This window comes from Streptomyces sp. CA-142005 (genome assembly GCF_050942335.1).
Lineage (GTDB): Bacteria > Actinomycetota > Actinomycetes > Streptomycetales > Streptomycetaceae > Streptomyces.
The window spans coordinates 5821076-5845375 of record NZ_CP192078.1; the positions used below are offsets into that span (position 1 = coordinate 5821076).

23 protein-coding genes and 1 tRNA gene are annotated in these 24300 nt (G+C 71.4%); 15 read left to right on the top strand and 9 right to left on the bottom strand.

Annotated elements, in window-relative coordinates; all coding sequences use genetic code 11:
* Positions 1–275: 275 nt before the first annotated feature.
* Positions 276–1619: a sensor histidine kinase gene (locus ACQPXS_RS27285; protein ID WP_433451895.1), complete on the bottom strand. Its 1344-nt coding sequence runs from the start codon at positions 1617–1619 to the stop codon at positions 276–278.
* 337 nt (positions 1620–1956) lie between these two features.
* Positions 1957–3138, bottom strand: coding sequence for a sensor histidine kinase (locus ACQPXS_RS27290; RefSeq protein WP_433451896.1), 1182 nt, complete (start codon positions 3136–3138; stop codon positions 1957–1959).
* 233 nt (positions 3139–3371) lie between these two features.
* Here ACQPXS_RS27290 and ACQPXS_RS27295 point away from each other — a divergent pair, with 233 nt between their 5' ends.
* The 11 genes from ACQPXS_RS27295 (at position 3372) to htpX (ending at position 14570) form a co-directional block, all read left to right on the top strand.
* The gene (locus ACQPXS_RS27295; RefSeq protein ID WP_351802279.1) at positions 3372–3791 is read left to right on the top strand and encodes an NADH-quinone oxidoreductase subunit A; all 420 of its coding nucleotides are present in this window, start codon (positions 3372–3374) and stop codon (positions 3789–3791) included.
* The gene (locus tag ACQPXS_RS27300) at positions 3782–4378 is read left to right on the top strand and encodes an NADH-quinone oxidoreductase subunit B (RefSeq protein WP_433451898.1); all 597 of its coding nucleotides are present in this window, start codon (positions 3782–3784) and stop codon (positions 4376–4378) included. Before ACQPXS_RS27295 ends, ACQPXS_RS27300 begins: the two co-directional genes overlap by 10 nt.
* Positions 4375–5856, top strand: coding sequence for an NADH-quinone oxidoreductase subunit C (locus ACQPXS_RS27305; RefSeq protein ID WP_433451899.1), 1482 nt, complete (start codon positions 4375–4377; stop codon positions 5854–5856). Before ACQPXS_RS27300 ends, ACQPXS_RS27305 begins: the two co-directional genes overlap by 4 nt.
* Positions 5853–6821, top strand: a complete 969-nt coding sequence (locus ACQPXS_RS27310; RefSeq protein ID WP_356307616.1) for a complex I subunit 1/NuoH family protein — start codon at positions 5853–5855, stop codon at positions 6819–6821. The genes ACQPXS_RS27305 and ACQPXS_RS27310 overlap by 4 nt, the downstream gene beginning before the upstream one ends.
* Positions 6821–7372, top strand: coding sequence for a NuoI/complex I 23 kDa subunit family protein (locus ACQPXS_RS27315; RefSeq protein ID WP_351802271.1), 552 nt, complete (start codon positions 6821–6823; stop codon positions 7370–7372). Before ACQPXS_RS27310 ends, ACQPXS_RS27315 begins: the two co-directional genes overlap by 1 nt.
* Positions 7369–8052 (top strand): NADH-quinone oxidoreductase subunit J family protein, encoded by a 684-nt coding sequence (locus tag ACQPXS_RS27320; protein ID WP_433451900.1) that lies wholly within the window; start codon positions 7369–7371, stop codon positions 8050–8052. Before ACQPXS_RS27315 ends, ACQPXS_RS27320 begins: the two co-directional genes overlap by 4 nt.
* Complete coding sequence (gene nuoK, locus ACQPXS_RS27325) at positions 8052–8426, top strand: NADH-quinone oxidoreductase subunit NuoK (RefSeq protein ID WP_351802267.1); 375 nt, start codon at positions 8052–8054, stop codon at positions 8424–8426. The genes ACQPXS_RS27320 and nuoK overlap by 1 nt, the downstream gene beginning before the upstream one ends.
* Positions 8423–10417, top strand: coding sequence for an NADH-quinone oxidoreductase subunit 5 family protein (locus ACQPXS_RS27330; protein WP_433451901.1), 1995 nt, complete (start codon positions 8423–8425; stop codon positions 10415–10417). The genes nuoK and ACQPXS_RS27330 overlap by 4 nt, the downstream gene beginning before the upstream one ends.
* Before the next feature lie 6 nt (positions 10418–10423).
* Complete coding sequence (locus tag ACQPXS_RS27335) at positions 10424–11998, top strand: NADH-quinone oxidoreductase subunit M (RefSeq protein WP_433451902.1); 1575 nt, start codon at positions 10424–10426, stop codon at positions 11996–11998.
* Positions 11995–13515, top strand: a complete 1521-nt coding sequence (locus ACQPXS_RS27340; protein WP_433451903.1) for an NADH-quinone oxidoreductase subunit N — start codon at positions 11995–11997, stop codon at positions 13513–13515. Before ACQPXS_RS27335 ends, ACQPXS_RS27340 begins: the two co-directional genes overlap by 4 nt.
* Positions 13516–13706: 191 nt before the next feature.
* Positions 13707–14570: a zinc metalloprotease HtpX gene (gene htpX / locus ACQPXS_RS27345; protein WP_351802259.1), complete on the top strand. Its 864-nt coding sequence runs from the start codon at positions 13707–13709 to the stop codon at positions 14568–14570.
* Between the two features lie 430 nt (positions 14571–15000).
* On the opposite strand, the gene ACQPXS_RS27350 is transcribed toward htpX, so the two are convergent.
* The 3 genes from ACQPXS_RS27350 to ACQPXS_RS27360 all read right to left on the bottom strand — a co-directional run bounded on the left by ACQPXS_RS27350 (position 15001) and on the right by ACQPXS_RS27360 (position 17525).
* Positions 15001–15402: a YccF domain-containing protein gene (locus ACQPXS_RS27350; RefSeq protein ID WP_356307606.1), complete on the bottom strand. Its 402-nt coding sequence runs from the start codon at positions 15400–15402 to the stop codon at positions 15001–15003.
* 204 nt (positions 15403–15606) lie between these two features.
* Positions 15607–16860 carry an APC family permease gene (locus ACQPXS_RS27355; RefSeq protein ID WP_433451904.1) on the bottom strand — a complete coding sequence of 418 codons (1254 nt, stop codon included), beginning with the start codon at positions 16858–16860 and terminating at the stop codon, positions 15607–15609.
* Positions 16861–17036: 176 nt separating this feature from the next.
* The gene (locus ACQPXS_RS27360) at positions 17037–17525 is read right to left on the bottom strand and encodes a YajQ family cyclic di-GMP-binding protein (protein WP_166001462.1); all 489 of its coding nucleotides are present in this window, start codon (positions 17523–17525) and stop codon (positions 17037–17039) included.
* A 237-nt stretch (positions 17526–17762) separates the two neighbouring features.
* Here ACQPXS_RS27360 and ACQPXS_RS27365 point away from each other — a divergent pair.
* A tRNA-Tyr gene (locus ACQPXS_RS27365) sits at positions 17763–17844 on the top strand.
* Positions 17845–18165: 321 nt separating this feature from the next.
* On the opposite strand, the gene ACQPXS_RS27370 is transcribed toward ACQPXS_RS27365, so the two are convergent.
* The 3 genes from ACQPXS_RS27370 to ACQPXS_RS27380 form a co-directional block, all read right to left on the bottom strand.
* Positions 18166–18612: a hypothetical protein gene (locus ACQPXS_RS27370; RefSeq protein WP_433451906.1), complete on the bottom strand. Its 447-nt coding sequence runs from the start codon at positions 18610–18612 to the stop codon at positions 18166–18168.
* A 182-nt stretch (positions 18613–18794) separates the two neighbouring features.
* Positions 18795–19445 carry a hypothetical protein gene (locus ACQPXS_RS27375; RefSeq protein ID WP_433451907.1) on the bottom strand — a complete coding sequence of 217 codons (651 nt, stop codon included), beginning with the start codon at positions 19443–19445 and terminating at the stop codon, positions 18795–18797.
* A gap of 1372 nt (positions 19446–20817) precedes the next feature.
* Positions 20818–22005, bottom strand: coding sequence for a glycoside hydrolase family 3 N-terminal domain-containing protein (locus ACQPXS_RS27380; RefSeq protein ID WP_433455964.1), 1188 nt, complete (start codon positions 22003–22005; stop codon positions 20818–20820).
* Positions 22006–22438: 433 nt separating this feature from the next.
* Here ACQPXS_RS27380 and ACQPXS_RS27385 point away from each other — a divergent pair, with 433 nt between their 5' ends.
* Genes ACQPXS_RS27385 through ACQPXS_RS27395 form a run of 3 tightly spaced genes read left to right on the top strand, consistent with a single transcriptional unit; the run spans position 22439 to position 23331 of the window.
* Positions 22439–22792: a DUF6233 domain-containing protein gene (locus ACQPXS_RS27385; RefSeq protein WP_351802247.1), complete on the top strand. Its 354-nt coding sequence runs from the start codon at positions 22439–22441 to the stop codon at positions 22790–22792.
* Between the two features lie 44 nt (positions 22793–22836).
* Entirely contained in the window at positions 22837–23061 is a 225-nt protein-coding gene (locus ACQPXS_RS27390; protein ID WP_356302340.1) for a hypothetical protein, read from the top strand.
* 57 nt (positions 23062–23118) lie between these two features.
* Complete coding sequence (locus ACQPXS_RS27395; protein ID WP_351802243.1) at positions 23119–23331, top strand: hypothetical protein; 213 nt, start codon at positions 23119–23121, stop codon at positions 23329–23331.
* Positions 23332–23464: 133 nt separating this feature from the next.
* On the opposite strand, the gene ACQPXS_RS27400 is transcribed toward ACQPXS_RS27395, so the two are convergent.
* Entirely contained in the window at positions 23465–24121 is a 657-nt protein-coding gene (locus ACQPXS_RS27400; RefSeq protein WP_433451910.1) for an SDR family oxidoreductase, read from the bottom strand.
* Between the last annotated feature and the right edge of the window lie 179 nt (positions 24122–24300).

Genomic DNA, 24300 nt, shown 5'->3' on the forward strand with positions numbered 1-24300 from the left:
CGATCTTCCGGCCCCCCAAGCCCGATCCCGCTCCGCGACGACGTCCGTCGTCACGGAGATCCGGCGTTCCAGCGTACGGAGGTCCAGCATTCCAGCATTCGATACGCGCCGCTTGGCGCATCAGCACAATCCCGCCCCCGGGGAAGGCGCGGGACGGGCCGGGTGCGGGGGACCGACCGGGTGCGGGGGCGGGATGTTCTTCACGCGCGTGTGCCGGTGATCGATCGATGGGCGGGTGGGGGCCTCGACGATTCTCGACGATCCGGATCCTCGCGTCAGGCTCGCCAGGGCAGTTCCGCGATCACCCGGGTGGGGCCGCCTTCCGGGGAGTCCACCACGAAGACGCCGTCCACCGCGTCCAGGCGGCCGGCGAGACCGGCCAGGCCCGAGCCGCGGGTGACGTCCGCGCCGCCGACGCCGTCGTCGATCACCTGCAGCATCAGTCGGTCCTCCGCGCGCCACACGTCCACCGAGGCGGACCGGGCCCGGCTGTGCTTGCTGATGTTCTGCAGCAGTTCGGAGACGGTGAAGTAGGCGATACCCTCGATGGCCGGCGCCGGACGGGCCGGCAGATCGACCTCCACCCGCACCGGCACCGCGCAGCGGGAGGCGACCGCGGACAGGGCCGCGTCCAGACCCCGGTCGGTCAGTACGGCCGGGTGGATGCCGCGGGCGAGATCGCGCAGCTCCTGCAGCGCCGTCTTCACCTCGCCGTGCGCCTCGTCCACCATCCGCGCCGCCGCCTGCGGATCCTCCCGCAGCTTCTCCTTCGCCAGCCCCAGGTCCATGGCGAGGTTGACCAGGCGGGCCTGGGCCCCGTCGTGCAGGTCCCGCTCGATGCGCCGCAGATCGGCGGCGGCCGTGTCGACCACCACCCCGCGGTCCGACTCCAGCTCCACCACCCGCGCCGACAGCAGCGACGGCCCCAGCAGACCCCGTACCAGCAGCCCGTCCACCGTCGTCAGGGCCCGTACGATCCACGGCGTGGCCAGCGTGAACAGCAGCCCGACCAGCGCGGTCACGGTGATCTCGAAGGGGTTGTCGAGAGAGACGCTGTGGTGCTCGTCGCCGTACAGCTGGATGCCGCCCTGGCCTGTGTACGCCGGGAAGACCCAGAACCACAGCGGGTAGGTCAGCAGCGTCCAGCCCATCGTCCACAGGCTCACCGCCACCGAGAACGAGAACACCGCCCACGGGAACTGCACCAGCGCGTACAGCAGGTTCCGCCAGGAGGTACCGCTCTTGAGCACCGCGCCCATCCAGGCCAGCGCCCCGGGCCCGCGCATCCGCAGCGGCTCCGGCTCGGCCACGTCCAGCCGCAGCAGGCCCCGCGCCCGCGCCCGCTCCAGCGCGCCGAAGCCGCGGCAGCCGGCCAGCGCCGCCGCGAGCACCGGGACGCCGAGGAAGGTCACCAGCAGGCCCGCGCCGAGCGACACCATGGTCACCGTCCAGGTGAACAGGACGATCGAGATCGGCAGGCTCAGCAGGACGTAGCCGAACTCGCGCCAGCTGCGCGCCTCGAACGGCGCCCGCAGCGCGGCGGGCAGCCGGTGGCCGGCGCCGGCGGACTGTCCCTCACCCCGTCCGTACCCGTACCCGTGTCCGTACTCGGTGGCCATCGATTCCGTCCCGTTCTCCTCGTCCCAGCGGCGGTTCAGCCGTGGTTCCAGGGTCGTGCGCCGGGAGTTTCCGGGCCATGGAGTCCGTCGGCGTCTTGGGGCGGGGGTTTTCCCCACCTGTTGCCTCCGGCGGGTATCCGTTCGCCCGGTGCGGTCGGTCTCTCGGTGCGGTTGGCCGTGGGTGGCGTGGGGCGGGATCGCCGTGGGGGCTGCCTGTGGGGCGGCTGCGGGTTCGCCGGGGAGCTGCTCGCGCGGCTCCCCGCGCCCCTGGGGGTTGCGGTCGCCCGCACCCGCAGGTGGAACCGTCCGCTGCTCCACCCGCGTACGGCGCCGTCGGCTACTCCGTCCGGTCCCTCCACGGCAGCTCCGCCGTGACCACCGTCGGGCCGCCGGGTGGGGAGTCGAGGACGAACAGGCCGTCCACCGCACCCAGCCGGTCCGCGAGGCCGCGCATGCCGGTGCCGCCCTCCAGACGGGCGCCGCCCCGGCCGTCGTCGCGGACCTGGATGAGCAGCCGGTCCTCGGTGCGCCACACGTCCACCGAGGCGGTCCGGGCCTGGCTGTGCTTGCTGATGTTCTGCAGCAGTTCGGAGACGGTGAAGTAGGCGATGCCCTCGATGGCCGGCGCCGGGCGGTCCGGCAGGTCCACGCTCACCTTCACCGGCACCGTGCAGCGGGTGGCGACCGAGGACAGGGCCGCGTCCAGGCCCCGGTCCGTGAGCACGGCCGGGTGGATGCCGCGGGCCAGGTCGCGCAGCTCCTGGAGGGCCAGCTTCACCTCGCCGTGCGCCTCCTCCACCATCGCCGCCGCCGTGTCGGGATCCTCCAGCAGCTTCTCCTTGGCCAGACCGAGCCCCATGGCCAGGTTGACCAGCCGGGCCTGCGCCCCGTCGTGCAGATCCCGCTCGATGCGCCGCAGATCCGCGGCGGCCGTGTCGACCACGACTCCGCGGTCCGACTCCAGCTCGGCGATACGGCGCTCCAGCTCGTCCGAGGGCGACAGCAGCCCGCGCACCAGGAAGCGGTCCACGTTCGCCAGACCCCGCGCCAGGTACGGCAGCACCGGCCACAGCACGAACAGCGAGGTCAGCACGGTGCAGAAGGTGAGGATGCCCCAGGGCAGCCGGATGGCGTCGTACAGCAGCGTCCGCCAGCCCACCGGGTCCTTCAGCGCCATCCACAGCCGCTGCATCAGCCCGCCGCTCCTGGCGAGCGGCAGCGGAGTCGGCTCCTCCACCCGCACCCCGAGCAGCCATCGCGCGCGGGCCCGCTCCAGCTTCCCCAGCTGCCGGGAACCCAGCAGACTGAGCGCCAGCAGCGGAAGGCCGACCACGGTGATCGTCAGGGACCCGCCAACGGACAGCACGGTGATCGCGTAGACGAAGCCGAACACCGTCACCGGCAGGTTCAGCAGGAGATACAGGATCTCCTTCCAGGTGTGCGCGTCGTACGCCGGCCGGATCGGGGGCAGACGGTCGGGGCCGTCGGTCCGGCCGACGGCGGAGCTGGTAGCGGTCATACCGGTCAGCCTGCCGTGCCCGACACCCTCCGCGCCATGCGGTACGCCGCCCTCCGCCGACGGGGGAAAACCCCACCCTGTGGACGTCCGCCGGCTGCGCCGGCTGTCCCATGGCGTGACGGGCTGCTTACCGGTTCTTTATCAGGGCCTAGACTCCCGTGCGTACGGATCCTCGAACATGCGGGATCACGGAATTCACTCAGGTCACACGGTCAGGGAGCGAGGGACGGACGGTGCGGGAGACGTTGGGGGACTCGACGGCCGCCGCGGGGAACGTCATCGCGGCCGGCTACTTCCAGTCCTACTCGGTGGTGGGACTGCTCGCGCTCATCGGCGTGCTGTTCGTCGCGGTCGCCTTCGGCGCGGGCCGCCTGCTGCGCCCGGTCGTGCCGACACCCGAGAAACTCCTGACCTACGAGTGCGGCGTCGACCCGGTCGGCGAGGGCTGGGCCCACACCCAGGTCCGCTACTACGTCTACGCCTTCCTGTACGTGATCTTCGCGATCGACTCGATCTTCCTGTTCCCCTGGGCGACGGTCTTCGCCGCCCCCGGCTACGGCGCGACGACGCTCGTGGAGATGTTCGTCTTCCTCGGCTTCCTCGCCGTCGGCCTGCTGTACGCATACAAGAAGGGCGTCCTGGCATGGACGTGACCCCCACACCTGTGTCGCTCCCGGAGCCGAAGCGGCTGGGCACGCTCGCCCGCCTGGCCCCCGAGCCGATGAAGGTGGTCCTGAACTGGGGCCGCCGCTACTCGCTCTGGGTCTTCAACTTCGGCCTCGCCTGCTGCGCGATCGAGTTCATCGCCGCGTCGATGGCCCGCCACGACTTCATCCGCCTCGGTGTGATCCCGTTCGCACCCGGGCCCCGCCAGGCCGACCTGATGGTCGTCTCGGGCACGGTCACGGACAAGATGGCCCCGGCCGTCAAGCGCCTGTACGAGCAGATGCCCGAGCCGAAGTACGTCATCTCCTTCGGCGCCTGCTCCAACTGCGGCGGCCCCTACTGGGACTCCTACTCCGTCACCAAGGGCGTCGACCAGATCATCCCGGTGGACGTGTACGTCCCCGGCTGCCCGCCGCGCCCCGAGGCGCTGCTCCAGGGCATCCTCAAGCTCCAGGAGAAGATCGCCCGCGAGTCGCTGGGGGAGCGGTACGGCCACTCCCGCCCGTCCGCGGCCGCCCTGACCAGCGACCTGGTGAAGCCGCCCGCCCCCGCTGGTGAGGAGGACGGCCGATGAGCACGGTCGGCTGGCTGCCCAACCCGGTCGAGGACCTCTTCGGCACGGACGCCACGGCCGAGGAGTCGTACGACCTCCTCACCGTGGACGTACCGCCGTCCTCCTGGCTCACCGCCCTGGAGACGGCCCGTACGGCCCTGGGCTGCACCTACTTCGACTGGCTGAGCGCGGTCGACGAACCGGGCACGGGTTTCCGCGTCTCCGCCCACGTCGTCGCCCTGGGCCCGGTCCGCCGCCTCCTCGTCCGTACGACCGTCCCGCACGAGGCGCCGACGCTGCCCTCCGCCGTCGGCGTCTACGCGGGCGCCGCCTGGCACGAGCGCGAGACCCACGAGATGTTCGGCGTGGTGTTCGAGGGCCACCCCGGCCTGGAGCACCTGCTCCTCCCGGAGACCTTCGAGGGCCACCCGCTGCGCAAGGACTTCGTCCTCGCCGCGCGTGTCGCCAAGGCCTGGCCGGGCGCGAAGGAGCCCGGCGAATCCGAGCACGGCGGCCCGAAGCGCCGCCAGATGCTCCCCCCGGGTGTGCCGGATCCCAACGAGTGGGGCCCCCTGAAGGGCCAGCTGTCCCCCGCCCCGGCCCGCCCCGCACGGGGCGCGGGCCGCGCGGCGGGCGAGCGTCCGGCGGCTGCTCGCGCGGGCGCGGCCGGAGACCGCCCGGTACGACGGACCCGCACGGCGGCACAGGGCTCGGCGAGCCAGGCGCCGCAGGCCGCCCCGACCGAGCCGACGGGCGAGGCTGCCGGGGCTGGAGCTGCTGAGACCGGCGGGGCTACCGGGGCCGCGGGTGCTGCCGGGGCCCGGCCGCGGCGGACGCGGAGCGCGAGCGAGGGCTCGGTGAGCCAGACGCGGCCACCTCAGGACGCGGCCGAACTCAAGCAGACCGCCGCCGAGGGCGACGCGACCCGTGCCGCGGCGGCGGGAGGCCCGGCCGCCGAGGCCTCCGTGGCCCACGAGCCCGGCCCCGCCCCGGCCCGCCCCCGCCGCGCCCGCAGCGCCTCGGAAGGCTCGGCCTCACAGCGAGCCCAGGCTCCGGAACCGACGGCACCGGCCACGGACGAGCCGACGGAACCGGCTACGGGTGAGTCGGCGGCACCGGGCAGCGCCGCTCGTCCGGCCCGCCGGAGCACGGCCCCGCGCAGCTCCGACGCCCCGTGGCACCACGCTCGCCCGGCCTTCGAGGGGCCCGAACAGGCAGCGGAGGAACCGGGGCGGACCGATGCGGGGCCCGAGCAGGCGACGACGGAACCTGAGCGGACGTCCGCCGAACCCGAGCGGAGCACCGCTGAGCCCGGGCAGACCCCCGAACAGGCCTCCGCCGAACCCGGCCAGGCCCTCGCCGAACCCGAGCAGACCGAGCAGCAACCCGAACGGCCCGCCGACACCGGTGACGCCCCCGCCGCCGGCGACGAGCCCGCCACTCCCGGCGACCCCGAACCCGAGCCCAACGACGACAACCCCACGGGAGGCCCGCATTGAACGGCGCCTTGGACGTCGCCCTGCGACTCCTGGTCGTGTTCGTCGTCTTCCTCACCTTCCCGCTGATCGTCGGCCAGACCGAGCACAAGGTGATGGCGCACATGCAGGGCCGCCTCGGCCCGATGTACGCGGGCGGTTTCCACGGCTGGGCGCAGCTCATCGCGGACGGCGTGAAGTTCGCGCAGAAGGAGGACGTGGTCCCGGCCGGCGCCGACCGCCGCGTCTTCCAGCTCGCCCCCGCCGTCGCCCTGCTGCCGTACCTCCTCGTGCTGCTCGCCATCCCGATCGGCCCCGGCGAGGGCGCCGTCGGCCAGGTCCTGGACGCGGGCGTGTTCTTCGTGCTCGCGGTGATGGGTGTCGGCGTGCTCGGCTCGCTCATGGCCGGCTGGGCCAGCGCGAACAAGTTCTCCCTGCTCGGAGGCCTGCGCACGGCCGCCCAGCTGCTCGCCTACGAGCTGCCGATGCTGCTCGCCGCCGCCTCGGTCGCCATGGCGGCCGGCACGGTCTCCCTGCCCGGCATCCTGCACGGCTTCCACTGGTGGTGGGTGCCCTGGCAGATCGTCGGCGCCGTCGTCTTCTTCGTCGCCGGACTCGCCGAGCTGCAGCGCCCGCCGTTCGACATGCCCGTGGCCGACTCGGAGATCATCTTCGGCGCGTACACCGAGTACACCGGTCTGCGGTTCGCACTGTTCCTCCTCGCCGAGTACGCCGGGATCGTCGTCCTGTGCGGCCTGACCACCGTCCTCTTCCTGGGCGGCTGGCACGGCCCGTGGGGCCACGACGGCCTGGGCTGGCTGTGGACCCTGCTGAAGACCGCGATCCTCGCCTTCCTCGTCATCTGGCTGCGCGTCACCTACCCGCGCCTGCGCGAGGACCAGCTCCAGAAGCTGTCCTGGACCCTCCTCGTCCCCCTCTCCCTCGCCCAGATCGCCCTCACCGGCATCGTCAAGGTGGTGATCTCCTAGTGGCCCCGATCCCCGGCTCCGGCCTTGCCAAGGGCCTGGCCGTCACCCTCCGCACGATGACCAGGAAAACGGTCACCGAGCAGTACCCGGACGCCCAGCCCGAACTGCCGCCCCGCACGCGTGGTGTGATCGGCCTGTTCGAGGAGAACTGCACGGTCTGCATGCTCTGCGCCCGTGAGTGCCCCGACTGGTGCATCTACATCGACTCCCACAAGGAGACCGTCCCGCCCGCCGGCCCCGGCGGCCGCGAGCGCAGCCGCAACGTCCTCGACCGGTTCGCCATCGACTTCTCCCTGTGCATGTACTGCGGTATCTGCATCGAGGTCTGCCCTTTCGACGCGTTGTTCTGGTCCCCGGAGTTCGAGTACGCCGAGACCGACATCCGTGACCTCACCCACGAGCGGGACAAGCTCCGCGAGTGGATGTGGACCGTCCCGGCCCCGCCGGCCCTCGACCCCGCCGCCGAGGAGCCGAAGGAGATCGCCGCCGCCCGCAAGACCGCCGAGAAGCTGGCGGCCGCTCAGGCCGAACCTGGGGAGGGCACGGCATGACCCTCGCCTCGGCCCCGAGCCCCGCCGCGGGTCACCCCGGCGTCCACCTCGCCGCGGCCTCGCCCGGCTTCCTGTCCCCGACCGGCGTGGAGATCGCCTTCCTCTTGGTCGGCCTGGTCACCTTCGGCGCCGCGCTGATCACCGTCACCACCCGCCAGCTGGTGCACGCCGCCCTGTGGCTGGTGGTCGCTCTCGGCGGCCTCGCCGTGGAGTACCTGCTGCTCACGGCCGAGTTCATCGCCTGGGTGCAGGTCCTGATCTACGTCGGTTCCGTCGTCGTCCTCCTGCTGTTCGGTCTGATGCTCACCAAGGCCCCCATCGGCCGCTCCCCGGACGCCGACTCCGGCAACCGCTGGGCCGCCCTGGCCGTCGCGGTCGCCGCCGCCGTCGCCCTGGTCTGGGTGGTCGTCGACGCCTTCCGCACCACCTGGATCCACCTGAACGGCCCGGCCGCCGGCTCCACCCGGGTCACCGGCGAGAGCCTCTTCCGGAACTGGGTGCTGCCCTTCGAGGCGCTGTCCGTCCTGCTCCTCGCGGCCCTGGTCGGCGCGATCGTCCTGTCCCGCAAGGCGAAGGCGGAGTCGATCCCTCCCCCTGTGAACTCCCGAGGCGTCACCGAGAGTTCCCCCTCCGTCACGGATTCCGGAATTCACCCGGTCGAGCAGGAAGGCGCCCGCTGATGCACCTCGCCTACCCGGCCGTCCTCTCCGCCCTCCTGTTCTGCACCGGCCTGTACGGCGTCCTCGCCCGCCGCAACGCGATCCTGGTCCTGATGTCGGTCGAGCTGATGCTCAACGCCGTCAACCTCAACCTCGTCGCCTTCGACGTCTGGCTCAGCCGGGCCGCGAAGGACACCCTGCACTCCGGCCAGGCGCTGACCCTGTTCACCATCACCATCGCCGCCGCCGAGATCGGCATCGGCCTGGCGATCGTGCTCGCCGTCTACCGCAACCGCGGCACCTCCGACATCGACAAGCTCCGCGACACCGCCGAGGGCCCCGGCACCGAGGGACCGGGCTCCTCCGCGGCCGAGAAGACTGAGGCCACCGCGTGACCACGACCACCCTCGCCGCCCTCGTCCCCCTTCTGCCGTTCCTCGGCGCCGCGGCCGGACTGCTGCTCGGCCGCACCGCGCCCGGGTTCGTCCGCCCGCTCGCCGTGCTGCCGCCGCTGGCCTCGCTCGTGCTGGCCGCGATCGTCGCCGCGCACCAAGGGGGCGGACCGGCCATCACCGCACACATCGAGCTGACGCCCACCGGCTCGGTCCCGATCGAGCTGGGCCTGTACATCGACGGCTTCGCCGCGCTCGTCGCGATCCTGGTGGCGTTCGTCGCGGCCTGCGTGCAGATCTACTCGACCGGCTATCTGCGCGACGACCCGCGCTATCCCTCCTACGCCGCCCTCGTCTCCCTGTTCACCTCCGCGATGCTCCTGGTCGTCTACTCCGGCGACCTGATCGTCCTGCTGGTCGGCTGGGAAGTCATGGGCATCTGCTCCTACTTCCTGGTCGGCCACTACTGGGAGACCCCCGAGGCCCGCGCCGCCTCCTTGAAGGCCTTCCTGGTCACCAAGCTCGGCGACGTGCCGTTCCTCATCGGGCTGTTCGCGCTCGCCACCAACGCCGGTTCGTTCCGGATCACGCGCGTCCTCGGCGCCGTCGCGAGCGGCAACCTGCACCATCCGACGGTGGTCGCCCTGCTGCTCCTCGCGGGCGTCGCGGGCAAGTCGGCACAGTTCCCGCTGCACACATGGCTCCCCGACGCGATGGCGGGCCCCACGCCCGTCTCGGCGCTGATCCACGCCGCGACGATGGTCGCCGCCGGTGTCTATTTCGTCGCCCGTCTCCTTCCGGTCTTCGAGGCCTCCCAGGCCGCGATGCTCGTGCTCGCCGTCATGGCCGCCGTCACGATGGCCGGCTCCGGTCTCGCCGCGCTCGCCCAGGACGACATCAAGCGCGTCCTCGCCTACTCGACGATCGGCCAGCTCGGCTACATGACCGGCGCCCTGGCCGTCGGCGACCGCGGTGCCGCCGTCTTCCACCTCCTGTCGCACGGCGCCTTCAAGGCGCTGCTGTTCCTCGCGGCGGGCGTGATCATCCACGCCGCCGGCACCAACTCGCTGGCCGCCATGTCCCGCATGCACGGGCTGCGCGACCGGATCCCGGACGCCTACTGGACGATGACCGTGGCGCTCCTCGCGCTCGCCGCGATCCCGCCGTTCAGCGGCTTCTTCTCCAAGGAGTCCGTCCTCGGCGCCGCCGAGCACGCGGCCGACGGCGGCACCCTGCACGTGCCGGGCGCGGCCGGCTGGATCGTCCTCGTCGCCGGCCTGGTCACCGCGCTGCTCACCGCCGCCTACGCAACCCGGCTGTGGCTGCTGGCCTTCCGCGGCCGGGGCGCCGAGGCCCCCGACCACGGCCGCCAGCCGCTGACGATGACCGTGGTGCTGTGGGTCCTCGCCGTGCCGTCCCTGGCCTTCGGTGGGCTCGCCTACCGCTCGCTGCCCGGCTGGTTCGACGGCCGCGCCCTGACCCCGACCCTGCTCACCTCCATCCTCGGCACAGGCCTCGCCGTGGTCGGCGGACTGCTCACCTACGGCGCCTGGCAGCGCACCACCCAGCTCGCCGCCCGCGTCCCGCTGGGCGCGGTCGCCGCCCATCCGGAGGAGGACGCCGGGCTGGTCGAGGCCGAGGCCATCGCCACCCACGAGCCGGCCTACGGCGGCATCGCCTACGCGCCCGACCCGGCGGACCCGGCACGGCTGCTGCTCGGCCCGCTGCGCCGCCACGCGGCCGTCGGCTTCCACCTGGACGCCGTGTACGCGGCGCTGTTCGTCCGCCCGGTCCAGGCCGGAGCGAGCCTCGTCCGGTTCCTCGACCGCGAGGTCGTCGAGACCTACGTACAGGGCGCGGCCGCCCTGCCCCGGCTGCTCGGGGCCGCCGTACGGCGGGCGCAGACCGGCAATGTGCAGACCTATGTGAGCGCGCTGCTCGCCGGCACCGTCGTCCTGGCGGTCGCCGTCGTCCTCGTCGCCACGGGAGCGTGAGCAGGCGTGATCGATATCAACGAGTCCGTGATGCAGTTCCTTCTGGCGTTCGTCGTCGTCGGCCCGCTCCTCGGCGCCGTCGCCGCTCTCCTCCCGGCCCCGCCCGGACTGAAGGGGAGGTCGCCCGAGCAGGCCGTGCTGCGGCACGGCGTGACCGTGACCGGCGCGATCCTCATCGCCGCGATCGTCCTGGCGCTCGGCTTCGACCACGACCATCCGTCGAAGATGCAGGCCACGACCGACATCAGCTGGATCCCCGCACTCGACGTGCGCATCCACCTCGGCATCGACGGCATCTCCCTCCCCCTCGTCGTCCTGACCGCGCTGCTGACCTTCCTCTGCGCGCTGTACTCCTACTTCAAGCCGCCCGCGGGCGGCTCCCCGAAGGCGTTCGTCGCGCTGCTGCTCCTGCTCGAGTCCGGCACCCTCGCCACCTTCGCCGTCCTCGACCTGCTGCTGTTCTTCCTCGCGTTCGAGATGGTGCTCATCCCGATGTACTTCCTCATCGCCCGCTGGGGCGGCGAGGGCCGGACCCGGGCCGCGTGGAAGTTCATCCTGTTCACGCTGCTCGGCTCTGTGGTCATGCTGCTCGGCCTGCTCCTGATCGGGATCAAGGCGGGCACGTTCGACATGGTGGCACTCGCCACTGACAACGGCCGGTCGCTGACCGCGTCCGTGCAGGTCATCGCCGTTCTGGCGATCGGGATCGGACTCGCCGTGAAGTCGCCGATGTGGCCGCTGCACAGCTGGCTGCCCGACGCCCACACCGCCGCCCCGACCGTCGGATCGGTCCTGCTGGCCGGTGTCCTGCTCAAGATGGGTACGTACGGGTTCGTCCGGATCCTGCTGCCGATCGCGCCGCACGGCTTCCACACCTTCGCGCCCTATCTCGCCGCGTTCGCCGTCGTCGGGATCATCTACGGGTCCCTGGCCTGCCTGGCCCTGGCCAAGCGGGGCGCGAAGGGTGATCTCAAGCGGCTGATCGCCTACTCCTCGGTCGGTCACATGGGCTTCGTCCTGCTGGGCGTCGCCACCATGACGCCGACCGGCGTCAACGGCGCCCTGTTCGCCAACATCGCCCACGGCCTCATCACCGGCCTGCTCTTCTTCCTGGTCGGCGCGCTGAAGGACCGCACCGGCAGCACCGACCTCGACACCCTTGCCGAGGAGACGGGAGCCGCGCTGTACGGCAAGGCCCCGCGCCTCGGCGGCCTCCTCGCGTTCGGCGCGGTCGCCTCGCTCGGACTGCCCGGGCTCGCCGGGTTCTGGGGCGAGATGCTGGCCCTGTTCGGCGCGTTCAAGCCCGCCGCCGACCTCAGCCGGCCGGCCTTCCTCACCTTCATGGCGATCGGCGCGTTCGGCACCCTGCTGACGGCCGCGTACATGCTGATCGTGGTCCGCCGCGTCTGCATGGGCGGAATCGAACAGGAAGTCCCGAAGCTCGCCGACGTCCACGGCTACGAGTTCGCCGCCTGGACCCCGCTCGTCGCCCTCACCGTCGCCGCCGGACTGTGGCCGAGGGCGCTGCTCGGCCTGACCGATCCGGCCGTGCACCAGCTCCTCGCAGGAGGCACCCGATGAGCGCCCAGCCCCTCGCCGAGTCGCTGGTCCAGTCCGTCGACTGGCTCGCCGTCGCCCCGCCGACCATCGCCGCCGCGGTCGCACTCGTCGTCCTGGTCGCCGACCTGTTCCTGCCCGAGGCCCGCAAGGCCGTCCTCGGCTGGGTATCGGTCGCCGGTCTCGCCGTGGCCACGCTGATGCTGCTGCCCCTCCTGGACGGCGACCGCAGCACCTTCTGCCTGACCGGCGGTGGTACGCGCGCGTGCAGCTACACCGCCGACCACTTCACACTCGTCATCCAGTTCCTGTCCCTCGGCGGCGCCCTGCTCGCGGCCCTGCTGTCGGTCACCAACCTCAGGGACGACGAGCGGCGCGTCCCGCCGGGCGAGTTCTGGTTCCTGCTGCTGTCCTCCGCGGCCGGCGCCGCCCTGCTGCCCGCCTCCCGCGACCTGGCCACCCTGATCGTCGCCCTGGAGGTCGCCTCCCTGCCCGCCTTCGCCCTCGTCGGCATCCGGCACGGCGACGAGCGGTCCTCCGAGGCCGCCCTGAAGTTCTTCCTGTCCTCGGTGACGGCCACCGCCGTCAGCCTGATGGGCGTCAGCTTCGTCTACGCCTCCACCGGCACCCTCTACCTCACCCAGGTCGCCCAGCGCCTGCCGCACGTCGGCGGACAGCTGCACACGCTCGCCCAGGCGGGGGTCGTCCTCACCCTGATCGGCTTCGCGTTCAAGACGGCCGCCGTGCCCTTCCACTTCTGGGTGCCCGACACCTACGTCGGCGCGCCGCTGCCCGTCGCCGCCTATCTGTCGGTCGTCGGCAAGGCGGTCGGCTTCTCCGGGCTCATCCTCGTCACGGTCGTCGCGTTCCCGTCGTACGCCGACGTCTGGGGCCCCGCGCTCGCCGCCCTGGCCGCGCTCACCATGACCGTCGGCAACGTCGGCGCCCTGCGCCAGCAGGCCACGCGCGCGTACAGCGCCGTACGGCTGCTCGCCTGGTCCTCCGTCGGCCAGGCCGGCTACCTGCTGGTGCCGATCGCCGCCGCCGGCTACGCCACGGGCCCACAGAAGGCGATCGGCTCCACCGTGGCCTACGCGCTGATGTACGGCGCCGTGAACCTGGGCGCGTTCGCGGTGGCGGCCGTGGTGGGCCGTAGCCGGGCGCTGAACCGGATCAGCGACTACCGGGGCCTGTACGCCGCCAATCCGCTCACCGCGCTGCTGCTGGCGTTCTTCCTGCTGTGCCTGGCCGGCCTGCCACCGGGCGTCATCGGGCTGTTCGCCAAGGTCACCGTGTTCTCGGCGGCCGTCGACGCGGGCCTCGGCTGGCTCGCCGTCGTCATGGCCGTCAACGTGGTGATCGCCCTCTTCTACTACCTGCAGTGGACGGCCCTGCTGTTCCGCGCCCCCGAGGGCGAACCCGCCCGGCACCGCGTCCCGGCCCCCCTCACGGCCGCCCTCGCCCTCACCGGCGTACTCGGCGTCGCCCTCTCCGGAGCACCCCAGCTGGTCCTCCGTTTCGCGGCCACCGGACTGTTCTGAGGAATCGGCCACGCGCGCGTGGGGCACCCGTAGCCTCCACGCGCGCGTGGCCCTACACGCCCCGTCACCCGTACGGCCAGGCGCGCAGCCGCATCCACCAGGGAACTCGCAGCCGCCGCCTGGCGTTGTCAGAAGCGGGAGGGTCCACTGGACCAAAGTGTTCCCCAGCTGCACGACTTGGAGGGCGCACGGTGCACCGCCGGCACAACGGGCTCAGGACCGCAGTACTCCTCGGGGGACTGTCCGCCCTCATCATCGTCATCGGCAGCCTCTTCGGCCGCACCGGCCTGATCGTCGCGGTCCTGGTGGCCCTCGGCACGAACGCGTACGCGTACTGGAACAGCGACAAGCTGGCGCTGCGCGCGATGCGCGCCCGCCCGGTCAGCGAGTTCGAGGCCCCGGCGCTGTACCGCATGGTCCGCGAGCTGTCCACGCAGGCCCGACAGCCCATGCCCCGCCTGTACATCTCGCCCACCGAGGCCCCCAACGCCTTCGCCACGGGTCGCAACCCGCGCAATGCGGCCGTGTGCTGCACCGAGGGCATCCTGCGCCTGCTGGACGAGCGCGAGCTGCGGGGCGTCATCGGCCACGAGCTCAGCCACGTCTACAACCGCGACATCCTCATCTCCTCGGTCGCCGGCGCGCTCGCCTCGGTGATCATGTTCCTGGTGAACTTCGCCTGGCTGATCCCGGTCGGCCGCTCGGACGACGACGACGGCCCCGGCCTGCTCGGCCTGCTTCTGATCATGATCCTCGGCCCGCTCGCCGCCTCCCTCATCCAGCTGGCCATCAGCCGTTCCCGCGAATACGAGGCGGACGCCTCCGGCGCCCAGCTCACCGGCGACCCGCTGGCCCTCGCCAGTGCCCTGCGCAAGCTGGAGGTCGGCACCCAGCAGCTCCCGCTGCCCCCGGAGCCGCGGATCGAGACCGCCAGCCACATGATGATCGCGAACCCGTTCCGCGCGGGCCAGGGCCTGACCAGGATGTTCTCCACGCACCCGCCGATGGCGGACCGCATCGCCCGGCTGGAGAAGATGGCAGGTCACCACCGGTGAAGGCTCGCCGTCCCGGTATGTCCCACTAAGGCAGGAGCCCGCGCGCCGGATCGCGTGTCCCCGACCGACGCCAGGCGGAGCGCGATGGAGCAGCTCGCCGAGTTGCCGGGGTGAACCCATGAGCCGGTTTCGGCGCTGAGACCGACCGACGGTGGCGGGTAGCCGAAGTCGTGGAGCTGGGCGTGTGCCGGAGACGAGCAGAGTCATGGCCGTCTGCCGGGTCGTGCTGGACACTGCGGTGCCGCAGGGTGACGGCGGCGCCGCTGCCGGGCCGGCCGGGGATTCGGGAAGCCCGTACGACGTACTGGAGCTGGTCCTCGACCGACTCGCCGTCACGAGCAGCTCGACAAGCAGCGGGCGATATTCCTTCCGCCGCCGCGCAGGCGCTCACAGGGAACGGTGGACACCGGGGAGACGGTGGTTCCGGAGATCAGCGCCCGGCGAAACCCTGGTCCGACGGCACCACCTCACGCCCGAGCGGCATGAGGGAGATCGGGATGAGCTTGAGGTTCGCCCAGCCGAAGGGGATCCCGATGATCGACAGGAACAGGGGGATGCTCGTGATCAGGTGGCCCAGCGCCAGCCACCATCCCGCGAAGATCACCCAGATCACGTTGCCGATGAAGGAGCCCGCCCCCGCGTCCGGGCGGTCCACGGTGGTCCGGCCGAACGGCCACAGGACGAAGCCGGCGATGCGCAGCGACGCGATGCCGAACGGAATGGTGACGATCAGGACGAAGCAGATCAGGGCGGCGATGAGATAACCGATCGCCATCCAGAAGCCGCAGAACACGAGCCACAGGATGTTGAGCAGCAGGTTGAACACCTTCATGATCGGTACCTCTCCAGGTCGCTCCGCCGGCATGCCCGCTGCCACAAGTATCAGCGTGTCAGCGCGTTCGGGCAGAACCGCAGCGTCCCTGTGGCGTGATCGGGAACGCTCGGAGACGATCCCGATCGGCAGGGCCGGCTGCAGGCTGAGCGGGCCAGCGGAAAGGAGGCACTACACGCGCGTGCCGACGCGGCTGACGAGAGGTCACTCGGTGGGGCGCCGCCGCGCCCGTCGTCGTACGCCGTAGGCCGCCACACCCACCGCGAGCACTCCCGCCCCCACCGCCACCGAGACGGCGGGCAGCGCGAACGCCAGCGTGGCGCAGCCCAGCAGGCCCACCACGGGCACCACACGGGCCGACGGGGCCGGACTCAGGCTCCACGCGGAGGCGTTGGCGACGGCGTAGTAGACGAGCACGCCGAAGGAGGAGAAGCCGATCGCACCGCGCACGTCGACCGTCGCGGCCAGTACGGCGACCACCGCGCCCACGGCGAGCTCCGCCCGGTGCGGCACCTGGAACCGCGGGTGCACGGCCGCCAGCGCCCCCGGCAGATGCCCGTCCCGGGCCATGGCGAGCGTCGTACGGGACACACCGAGGATCAGCGCGAGCAGCGAGCCGAGCGCCGCCACCGTCGCCCCCACCCGCACCACCGGCGCGAGTCCCGGTACGCCGGCCGCCCGTACCGCGTCGGCCAGCGGCGCCGCCGCGTGCCCGAGCCGGTCCGCGCCGAGGACGGCGAGCACCGCGACGGCCACGCACGCGTACACCACAAGTGCGATCCCCAGGGCCAACGGGATGGCACGCGGAATCGTGCGCGCCGGATCCCGTACCTCCTCCCCGAGCGTCGCGATCCGCGCGTACCCGGCGAACGCGAAGAACAGCAGCCCCGCCGCCTGGAGCACCCCGCCCGCGCCCGACGACAGCCCGATGTCCAGCCGCCCGGCGTCGGCCCGCCCGGAGGCCAGGCACACGACCACCACGGCCGCGAGCACGGCCAGCACCACAGCCACGATCACGCGCGTCAGCCACGCCGACTTCTGGATCCCGCCGTAGTTCACGGCCGTCAGGGCCACCACGGCCGCGACCGCCACCGCATGCGCCTGCCCCGGCCAGACGTAGGCGCCCACAGTGAGCGCCATGGCCGCGCAGGACGCCGTCTTGCCGACCACGAACGCCCAGCCCGCGAGATAGCCCCAGAAGGGGCCCAGCCGTTCCCGTCCGTACACATACGTCCCGCCGGAGGCCGGGTAGCGGGCGGCGAGCCGGGCCGAGGACATGGCGTTGCAGTAGGCCACCAAGGCCGCGAGCGCCAGCCCGGGCAGCAGCCCCGATCCGGCCGCACGCGCGGCGGGCCCCAGGGCGGAGAAGACGCCGGCTCCGACCATCGAGCCGAGGCCGACGACCACGGCGTCCCGCACGCCGAGGGCGCGTCGCAGTGCGGTGCTGGACGTTGTCATGCGCCGCACCCTACTGAGCGCCGGAACCGGGTGGTGGACCGCCGGTGTCTTCCTCGTCAACAGGCCACGAACCCGCCGACACCAGGCAGTGAACGTGCCCGGCGACAGCACGGAAGGGCGGGCACCGCTCGGGGGCGCCCGCCCTTCCGTGCTGCCGCAGATGTCCTGCCGGTCGCTTACCGGTAGTTCACGAACTGCAGCGCGAAGTCGAAGTCCTTGCCCTTCAGCAGCGCGATCACGGCCTGCAGGTCGTCACGGCTCTTGGAGGAGACGCGCAGTTCGTCCCCCTGGACCTGGGCCTTCACGCCCTTCGGGCCCTCGTCACGAATGATCTTCGCCACCTTCTTCGCGTTCTCCTGGGAGATGCCCTCCTGGATCGACGCGAAGATCTTGTATTCCTTGCCGGACAACTGGGGCTCGCCCGCGTCCAGTGCCTTCAGCGAGATACCGCGCTTGATCAGCTTGGACTGGAAGACGTCGAGGACAGCCTTCACCCGGTCCTCGGAGTTCGCCTCCATGAGGATCTTGTCCCCGGACCACGAGATCGAGGCACCCACGCCCTTGAAGTCGTAGCGCTGCGAGATCTCCTTGGCGGCCTGGTTGAGGGCGTTGTCGACCTCCTGCCGCTCGACCTTCGAGACGATGTCGAAACTGGAGTCGGCCATGTCCTGTGGCTCCTTGTATCGGGGTGAGTATCGGATGCGTATCGGGCGCGTGCCGGCGTGCGCGGCGGCGGCCGCCGGGCCCGGCATGAGACCGGGCCGCATCCGCACCAGCCTAGCCACCCCACGAGCCGAGGGGTGGAGATCAATCGGGTGGCGAAGCACCCCCGTGTATCGGGTATTGTTTACGTCGTCGCCAGGGGGCACCGCCGAAAAGCGGTTCGATCTGGTGGCCAACCCGGCGGTGTGCCCGAGCGGCCAAAGGGAGCAGACTGTAAATCTGCCGGCTCAGCCTTCCCAGGTTCGAATCCTGGCGCCGCCACACGGGAGCAAGGGCCCGGTGACCTGCGAGAACAGCAGGTCACCGGGCCCTTGTCGTATCCCCGAGTGATCAGCGGACCGTCTCACGCTGTCCCGCGTTCGAACGCCGCGTCTCGGTGTGTGGACGGGGCGTGGACGGGATTTCCGGCCCGTCGCCCGGCCTGCCTCAGGCGGACGGAGATCTTGGCGTTCGCCACCTCGTCGCCCTCACCGCCACACTGTGCACACTGTGGCCGACGCGCTCCGCCACGAGTTGGGGCTCCACCCCGGAGCTGAGCCAGGTGGACACCGCAGCGTGGCGAAGGTCATACGGGTGCTTGGCCTACGCCGATCTGTAGTCGCCGGAGTCCGTCCCACAGGGTCTGGAACACGCGGCGCTTCGCCGCTGTCCGTCCAGGCGGCGCCGGAGGGGTGGGGCAGCCTCGACGACTACCGGCTCAGTGCTGAGTTCCGTCGTGCTGTGAGCACTCCTCACCCGGAAGTCGCAGCCGGGCTGCCGGCAGCGGCACGCCGACCAGGAGTTCCAGCAGGTGGCCTGGCCCTGGTCGAGGCGGCAGGCGCAGACCATGCCGACGAGGGTGGCCAGGGTGACGGGAGCGGTGGAGTGGCAGCGGGAGAAGGAGAGTTCGCGGGTGTAGCGGTGGCGGCGGACGAGGACGACGGCGCGGCCGGGTGCGTGGTGGTCGGGGTTGTCGTCAGGGTGGATGTCGAGCATGGCCCGGTCGTAGTGGCGGTCGCCCTTGCGGCCGTGGCCGGTGCGCAGACGCATCCAGTTCTTTTTCGGACGTATACCTCGTCGTCGGCCAGCCGCCGGGCCGGTATGCGCAGGTCGCGAGTACCCGAGGAATTGCTTTACGGTGAAGGTCGGCGAGAAACAGCTGGCATATGCCGTGCTTCTACAGAAATTCGTGGTCTGGGCGGATGGCTTTTCCATCCACCCAGACCATGAAATCAGCCGTTGTTGTTATTGTTGTTGTTGGTGCGCCCAACGTTGTTATTGTTGTTGTTGTTGGCGTTGCCGCCATTGTTATTGTTGTTGTTGACGATGACAGTAATCCGCAAGCCGTCGTCGTCGAAGTCCGCCCAGTCGTGGGAAGCGTAGTCGTCTGCATCGTCGTCGAAGTCCGCGCGGTCGTTGGTGGCCTTGGCGTCTTCGTCGTCGAAGTCCGCCCGGTCCTCCGCAGTGTCGTCGTCTGCATCGTCGCCGAAGTCCGCACGGTCGTGGGTGGCCTTGGCGTCTTCTTCGTCGTCGAAGTCCGCCCAGTCGTGGGTGGAGTTGGCGTCTGCCTCGTCCTCGGCGTCCGCCCGGTCCTGGGCAGCGTCGATTTCAGCGTCATCCTTGGCGTCCGCCCGGTCCTGGGCGGAGTCGACGTCTGCGTCGTCCTTGGCGTCCGCCCGGTCGTCGAAGATGGTGAGAATGCCGCTTGAGCGGAAGGTGTTGAGCGAATCATGACTTGCGGCGTGCGCCATGGGCGCCGACCAGAGACCTACCCCGCTGCCGAGCACGATCAGGGCCGCCGCCTTCGCACCCAGGCGGGGGTGATGCGAGGGAGCTCCCTCGTCTTGGCGCCAATTGCGCGTCACCTTGCGCTTCGGGAACATCTTGCGTCCTCTCTCCTCGCATAGCCGAGGGAACTGTCCGATTGGTTCGAGGATGCAAACGTTGAGCCGCATCCAGCCTCATCACCCATTCCGTGCGAGCTGCCTGCGATAACGGTTCGACCTGCGGTTTTAGGCCAGGTGCTGACATGTCTGAAACCCGTGGCTCAGCGCCGGTGGCGCCTCTGGAAGCCGGGCGATAAAGTAATTGACCTCAATTGTCATGACGACCCGTCAGTTTGTCTGCCAGGCCGTTTCGGCTTGCCGGTCCCGCCATGGGCAGGCGGGTGGCCCGCTGTCGCGCCGCGTGGACGCCGGGTTCCACGGCTCCGGGGCGGGGCTCAGGGCGTAGAGGCAGAGCGTTTCCGCTGGTCAGCCGGAGATCGGCAGGGCCTGCAGGCGCGCGAACGCGCCGGTGATCACGTGGGTGAGGGGTCAGCGCCTGGCGAGGCGGCGGCAGCGGCGGCGGCCGGCGGCAGAAAACAGCCACAGGCGTTCGGGCTCCCAGCAGCGGGCGTCGCCCGTGGGGCGAGCACGGGCATCCAGGCCGGCAGGCCGAGGGCGACAAGGGCGCGGTGATGCGTGGTCTGCACTCAGAAGTCCCTTCAGAGCGGGTGGTGTTCAGGCGACGGCCACGCGCTGCTCCTCGGGATAAGCGGCGGCGCGGACACTCCCACCGATAGACGGGGATGCCGGCCATCAGACGACCGCGGTGTCGACAGCTCGCATGACGGGGCGGGAGGGCTCGTCGTCGTGGACGGCGAGGATCTGCTCACGTACCCAGGTCTCGCTCATGCCGAATGCCTCGTCCAGCGCTCGCGCGCTGAGCAGGAGACCCGTCTGTTTCGGATGTTCGGACTCGGTGTACGCACGGAGTGCGTCCTGGGCGTCCGCACGGGCCGTGACCAGCGCGGACGGTTCCAGACGGGTACGCCTGCCGAGGCGTCGGCGGCGACCGGGGTGGGCGCCGGTTCGGGGTGTACGAGGGCGTACGGGGCGGGTGTGGATTCCGGCCCGTGCCGCTCGCACACCGCCTCCCGTGCTGTGAGGAGGGGTGGGCGTGCCGGCTCAGCCCCCAGGTTCGAATCCTGGCGCCGTCAAACGGCCCCCTTTCGGCGTTCCGGCCACCGAGTGGCCGGCGCGGCGGGCGGGCCTCCGCCGGGTCGGCTCCGGAGTTCGGCCAGAGGCTTACGCACGCGCGCGTAGATCATGCGGGCGGGCGGCGAGGGATGAGGCACGGGAGAGCCCGCTACTGGTCGCTTGAGGGGGCTCTGCGACTGCCCTGGCCGTCACTGCCTGCCGTTTCGCGGCGTCTGCCGTTCCACGGCGTCTGTTGTTCCGCACGTCCGTCGCGACGGTGGAGCGCCACTCGTGATCAGGGGCAGAGGTTCACGTGCCGGACGGCCAGGACGTGCCCCGCCGCGTCGATGAGGCGGCTGCGGGCGAGGTGTCCGCCGGCCACCGCATTGGTGATCGCCGTGGCGATCGCGGACGTCTGGGAGCTGACGTTGCCCCCCAGGTCGAACATGACCATGTCGGCGCCGGAGCGCAGGGCCTGGACGGCGGCGGTGGGGACGCTGAAGCCGGCGGCGGAGATCGCCTTGGCGCTGAGCGAGTCGGTGACCACCAGCCCCTTGAAGCTCAGCTTGCCGCGCAGTTCCGAGCTGATGGCGGTGGGTGACAGGCTCGCCGGGTTGGTGCCCAGGCCCGGCACGACGTTGTTGGAGACCATGATGGCCGGGGCGCCGGCCTTGATGGCCGCTATGAACGGCGGGATGGCCACCTTTTGCAGGGTGGACCAGGGCAGGGTGTGGGCGGGGCCGAAGTCGGAGTTGTAGCTGGAGCCGCCGAGGCCCGGGAAGTGCTTGACGACGGGGATCACGTTTCCGGCGCGCAACCCGTTCATGTACGCGACCCCGTCCTTGGAGACCACCGAGGTGCTCCCGCTGAAGGACCGCCATCCGTCGGGGTTGGTCTTACTGGGGGCCACGTTCCTGCCGTCGACGTCGACCACCGGGGCGAGGTCCATGTTCACCTGGGCGGCGGCCATCTTGGTCGCGACCTTGGTGACGTTCTGCTGGATCTGGGCCGGAGTCCAGTGCGCGCCCATGTACGCGGCCCAGGGCAGGGATCCGACGAGGTTCGCCATGCGCTGGATGCCGCCGCCCTCCTCGTCGGTCATCACCAGCAGGCCCAGGTGGCCCGGCACATGGGTCTTCAGGGTGGTCAGCCGGGAGCCGAGGTCGGACGGCGCCTTGCTGCCGAACAGCAGCACACCGCCCGCACCGGCGCTCACCTCGGTGGTGACGTCCGACACCGAGGTCTCGGACACCGGGACGGCGACGGTCAGCATGGCCAGCCGGCGGTTCGACCACCCGGCCAGCTTCGTGCTGTTGGTGCACGCGGTGGCGCTGGCGGTGTTGACGGTGGCGGTGGTGGAGAGGTCCGGGGTGAGGGACGACTGGGAGAAGGAAGGCGTGGCGGACGGGGTGCGGGACACGCCGGGGCCACTGGAGTGCGGGGTCGCCTTGGGGGCGCCCGCACCACAGCCCGCGAGGAGCATCGCGGCCACGGCGGCGGTGCTCAGTCTTCGTGCTGTCCCGGCCCGGCGGGGGAGCCGCGGCGATGCGGTCGCGCTTCTGCAGTCACGGTACGTCGGAAGATTCATCGCCGGCCTCCTTCGGGGGAGACGCGACGGTGGCCGTCGCGTCTCCGGGCCACATCAGCATGAGGTGTGCCTTACGAACGCGTGAGATGCGCCCGGTCCGGCATTTGTTCGCTGGCCCACGGTCGGAGTACCAGGATCTCGCGCCTCGGAGTCGGACGAAAGTCCAGCCGACGTGAGTGGGGCCGCTCAGGAACCGACTTCGATCGCGCTTCACCCCGGTTCGCAGCACCGTTCACCGGGGGCGGGTGTGGGGCGGTGGCGCCCCTGGACCTTGTTCGGTCGCATCCCGCTGGTCGCACTTCCGGGTCTCTTCACTAGAATCGAACGTGTGAACGATGACCGTCCGCTGACGCGTCTCGACATGCTGCGTTTCGCCCGCCGCGTCGTCGAACACCAGGCCGCGCGACAGCTCGCCCTGATGGACCGGTGGATCGCGGACGAAGAACGCCGGGAGGCCGAACGGGAGCGCCGCCTCGCCACCCGGCAGGCCGCTCCGGACTGGCTGATCGAGCGCGGGCTGAACGGCCGCACCGCGGTGTACGTCCATGTCGGCGGCTGCGCGAGCGCCGGCGGGCGTGCGAAGGGGGCCAGCCGGGACCAGGCGGTACGCGCACTCACCGAAGGAGAAATCGCCGCATGCCCACTGTGCCGCCCCGACACCGCGCTGGGAATACTGGAATGACCGGTCCAGGTGCGGGCCCCGACGGTCCGGACAATGCTGGAGCCATGGCCGGGAAACGACCCATCATCGTGCACCTGCCGTCCCCGACCGGCGGCCGCCGGGTCCGGGTGGACGGCGAGATCCTCGGCTTGGCGCACAACGTGGGCGACCTGGTGGAGTTCCTGCGCCGCGCGGGGCTGGAGATCGAGCCGGAGCAGGTGGCCGACTCGCCGCTGATCGACTGGCGCGGAGTGGGCCCCGATCACTGGGAGGCCGAGACCCGCACTTGACAGCGGTGTCGGTCGGTGGCGGTGTCGCGTCCGCCTTGGCGCGGGCACACTGACGGCATGTCCACCCGACGTAGAACCTGTCCTGTGTGCCACCGCGACATCGCTGTCGTCGCGGGCCGCTACGCGCGGCACGACCCGCCCGGGGCGCGGGAGAACGGGGAGCTCGTCTCCTGCGCCGGGTCGCGGCAGCAGGCGCAACTCGGCGCCCTGCAGCCGGCGCTGGACGGATACGTCGTACCGGAGTTTCCGGGTCAGCTGCCTCTGTTCTGAGGAAGGAACGAAGAGGCGGAGAGGGCCGACTTGTGGTGGGGGCGGGTGTTCGCGGGAACCTGACGGGGCGGCAGGTCGGTGGTGCTGAAGGCTCGATGGCGGGGTCTGTCCGTTCAACGGCCGGTGGTGGGCCTCAGTTCCCGGCCACCGACTTCACCGCGACCGACACCGGCGTCGATCCGCTGATCAGCTCCAGCGTCAGGCCGGTCGTCGCCGGGGTGTCCACCAACTCCGCGAGTACGGTCGCCACATCGTCCCGGGGAATCGCGCCGCGCCCGGTGTGCGCCTCCAGCCGGACCTGACCGGTACCGGCGTCGTTCGTCAGCGAGCCGGGGCGCAGGATCGTCCAGTCCAGGGACTCCTGGCGGGCGACGTACGCGTCGGCCTCGCCCTTGGCGCGCAGATACACGTCGAAGACATCGTCGCCCTGGTGCGCGGGATCCGCGCCCATCGAGGACACGACCAGGAAGCGGCGCACGCCCGCGCGAACGGCCGCGTCAGCGAACAGCACCGCCGCGCCCCTGTCCACCGTCTCCTTGCGCGCCGCCCCGCTGCCCGGGCCCGCACCGGCCGCGAAGACGGCCGCATCGGCGCCCTGCAGATGCGCCGCGACCCCCTCCACCGAGGCGGACTCCAGGTCGAGCAGCACCGGTTCGGCGCCGGCCGCCCGCAGATCGTCGCCCTGTTCCGGCTTGCGGATGATCCCCGCGACCTCGTCGCCGCGCGCGGAGAGCAGGCGCTCCAACCGCAGCGCGATCTGTCCATGGCCCCCAGCGATGACAATGCGCATGATTCCGACCGTACGCCGGAAGGGACGCATCCGCCGCACGAGTTAACCGGCGTGGCAGGCCCGCGCCGGGCTCACGCCCACCGCCCCGCGCCGGGTGCGCACGTGCACACGCCCGGCGCGTACGCCCACCCGCGCGCCCCAGGCCCCCACCCCGAACCGTGCCCCGCACAACACCCCGA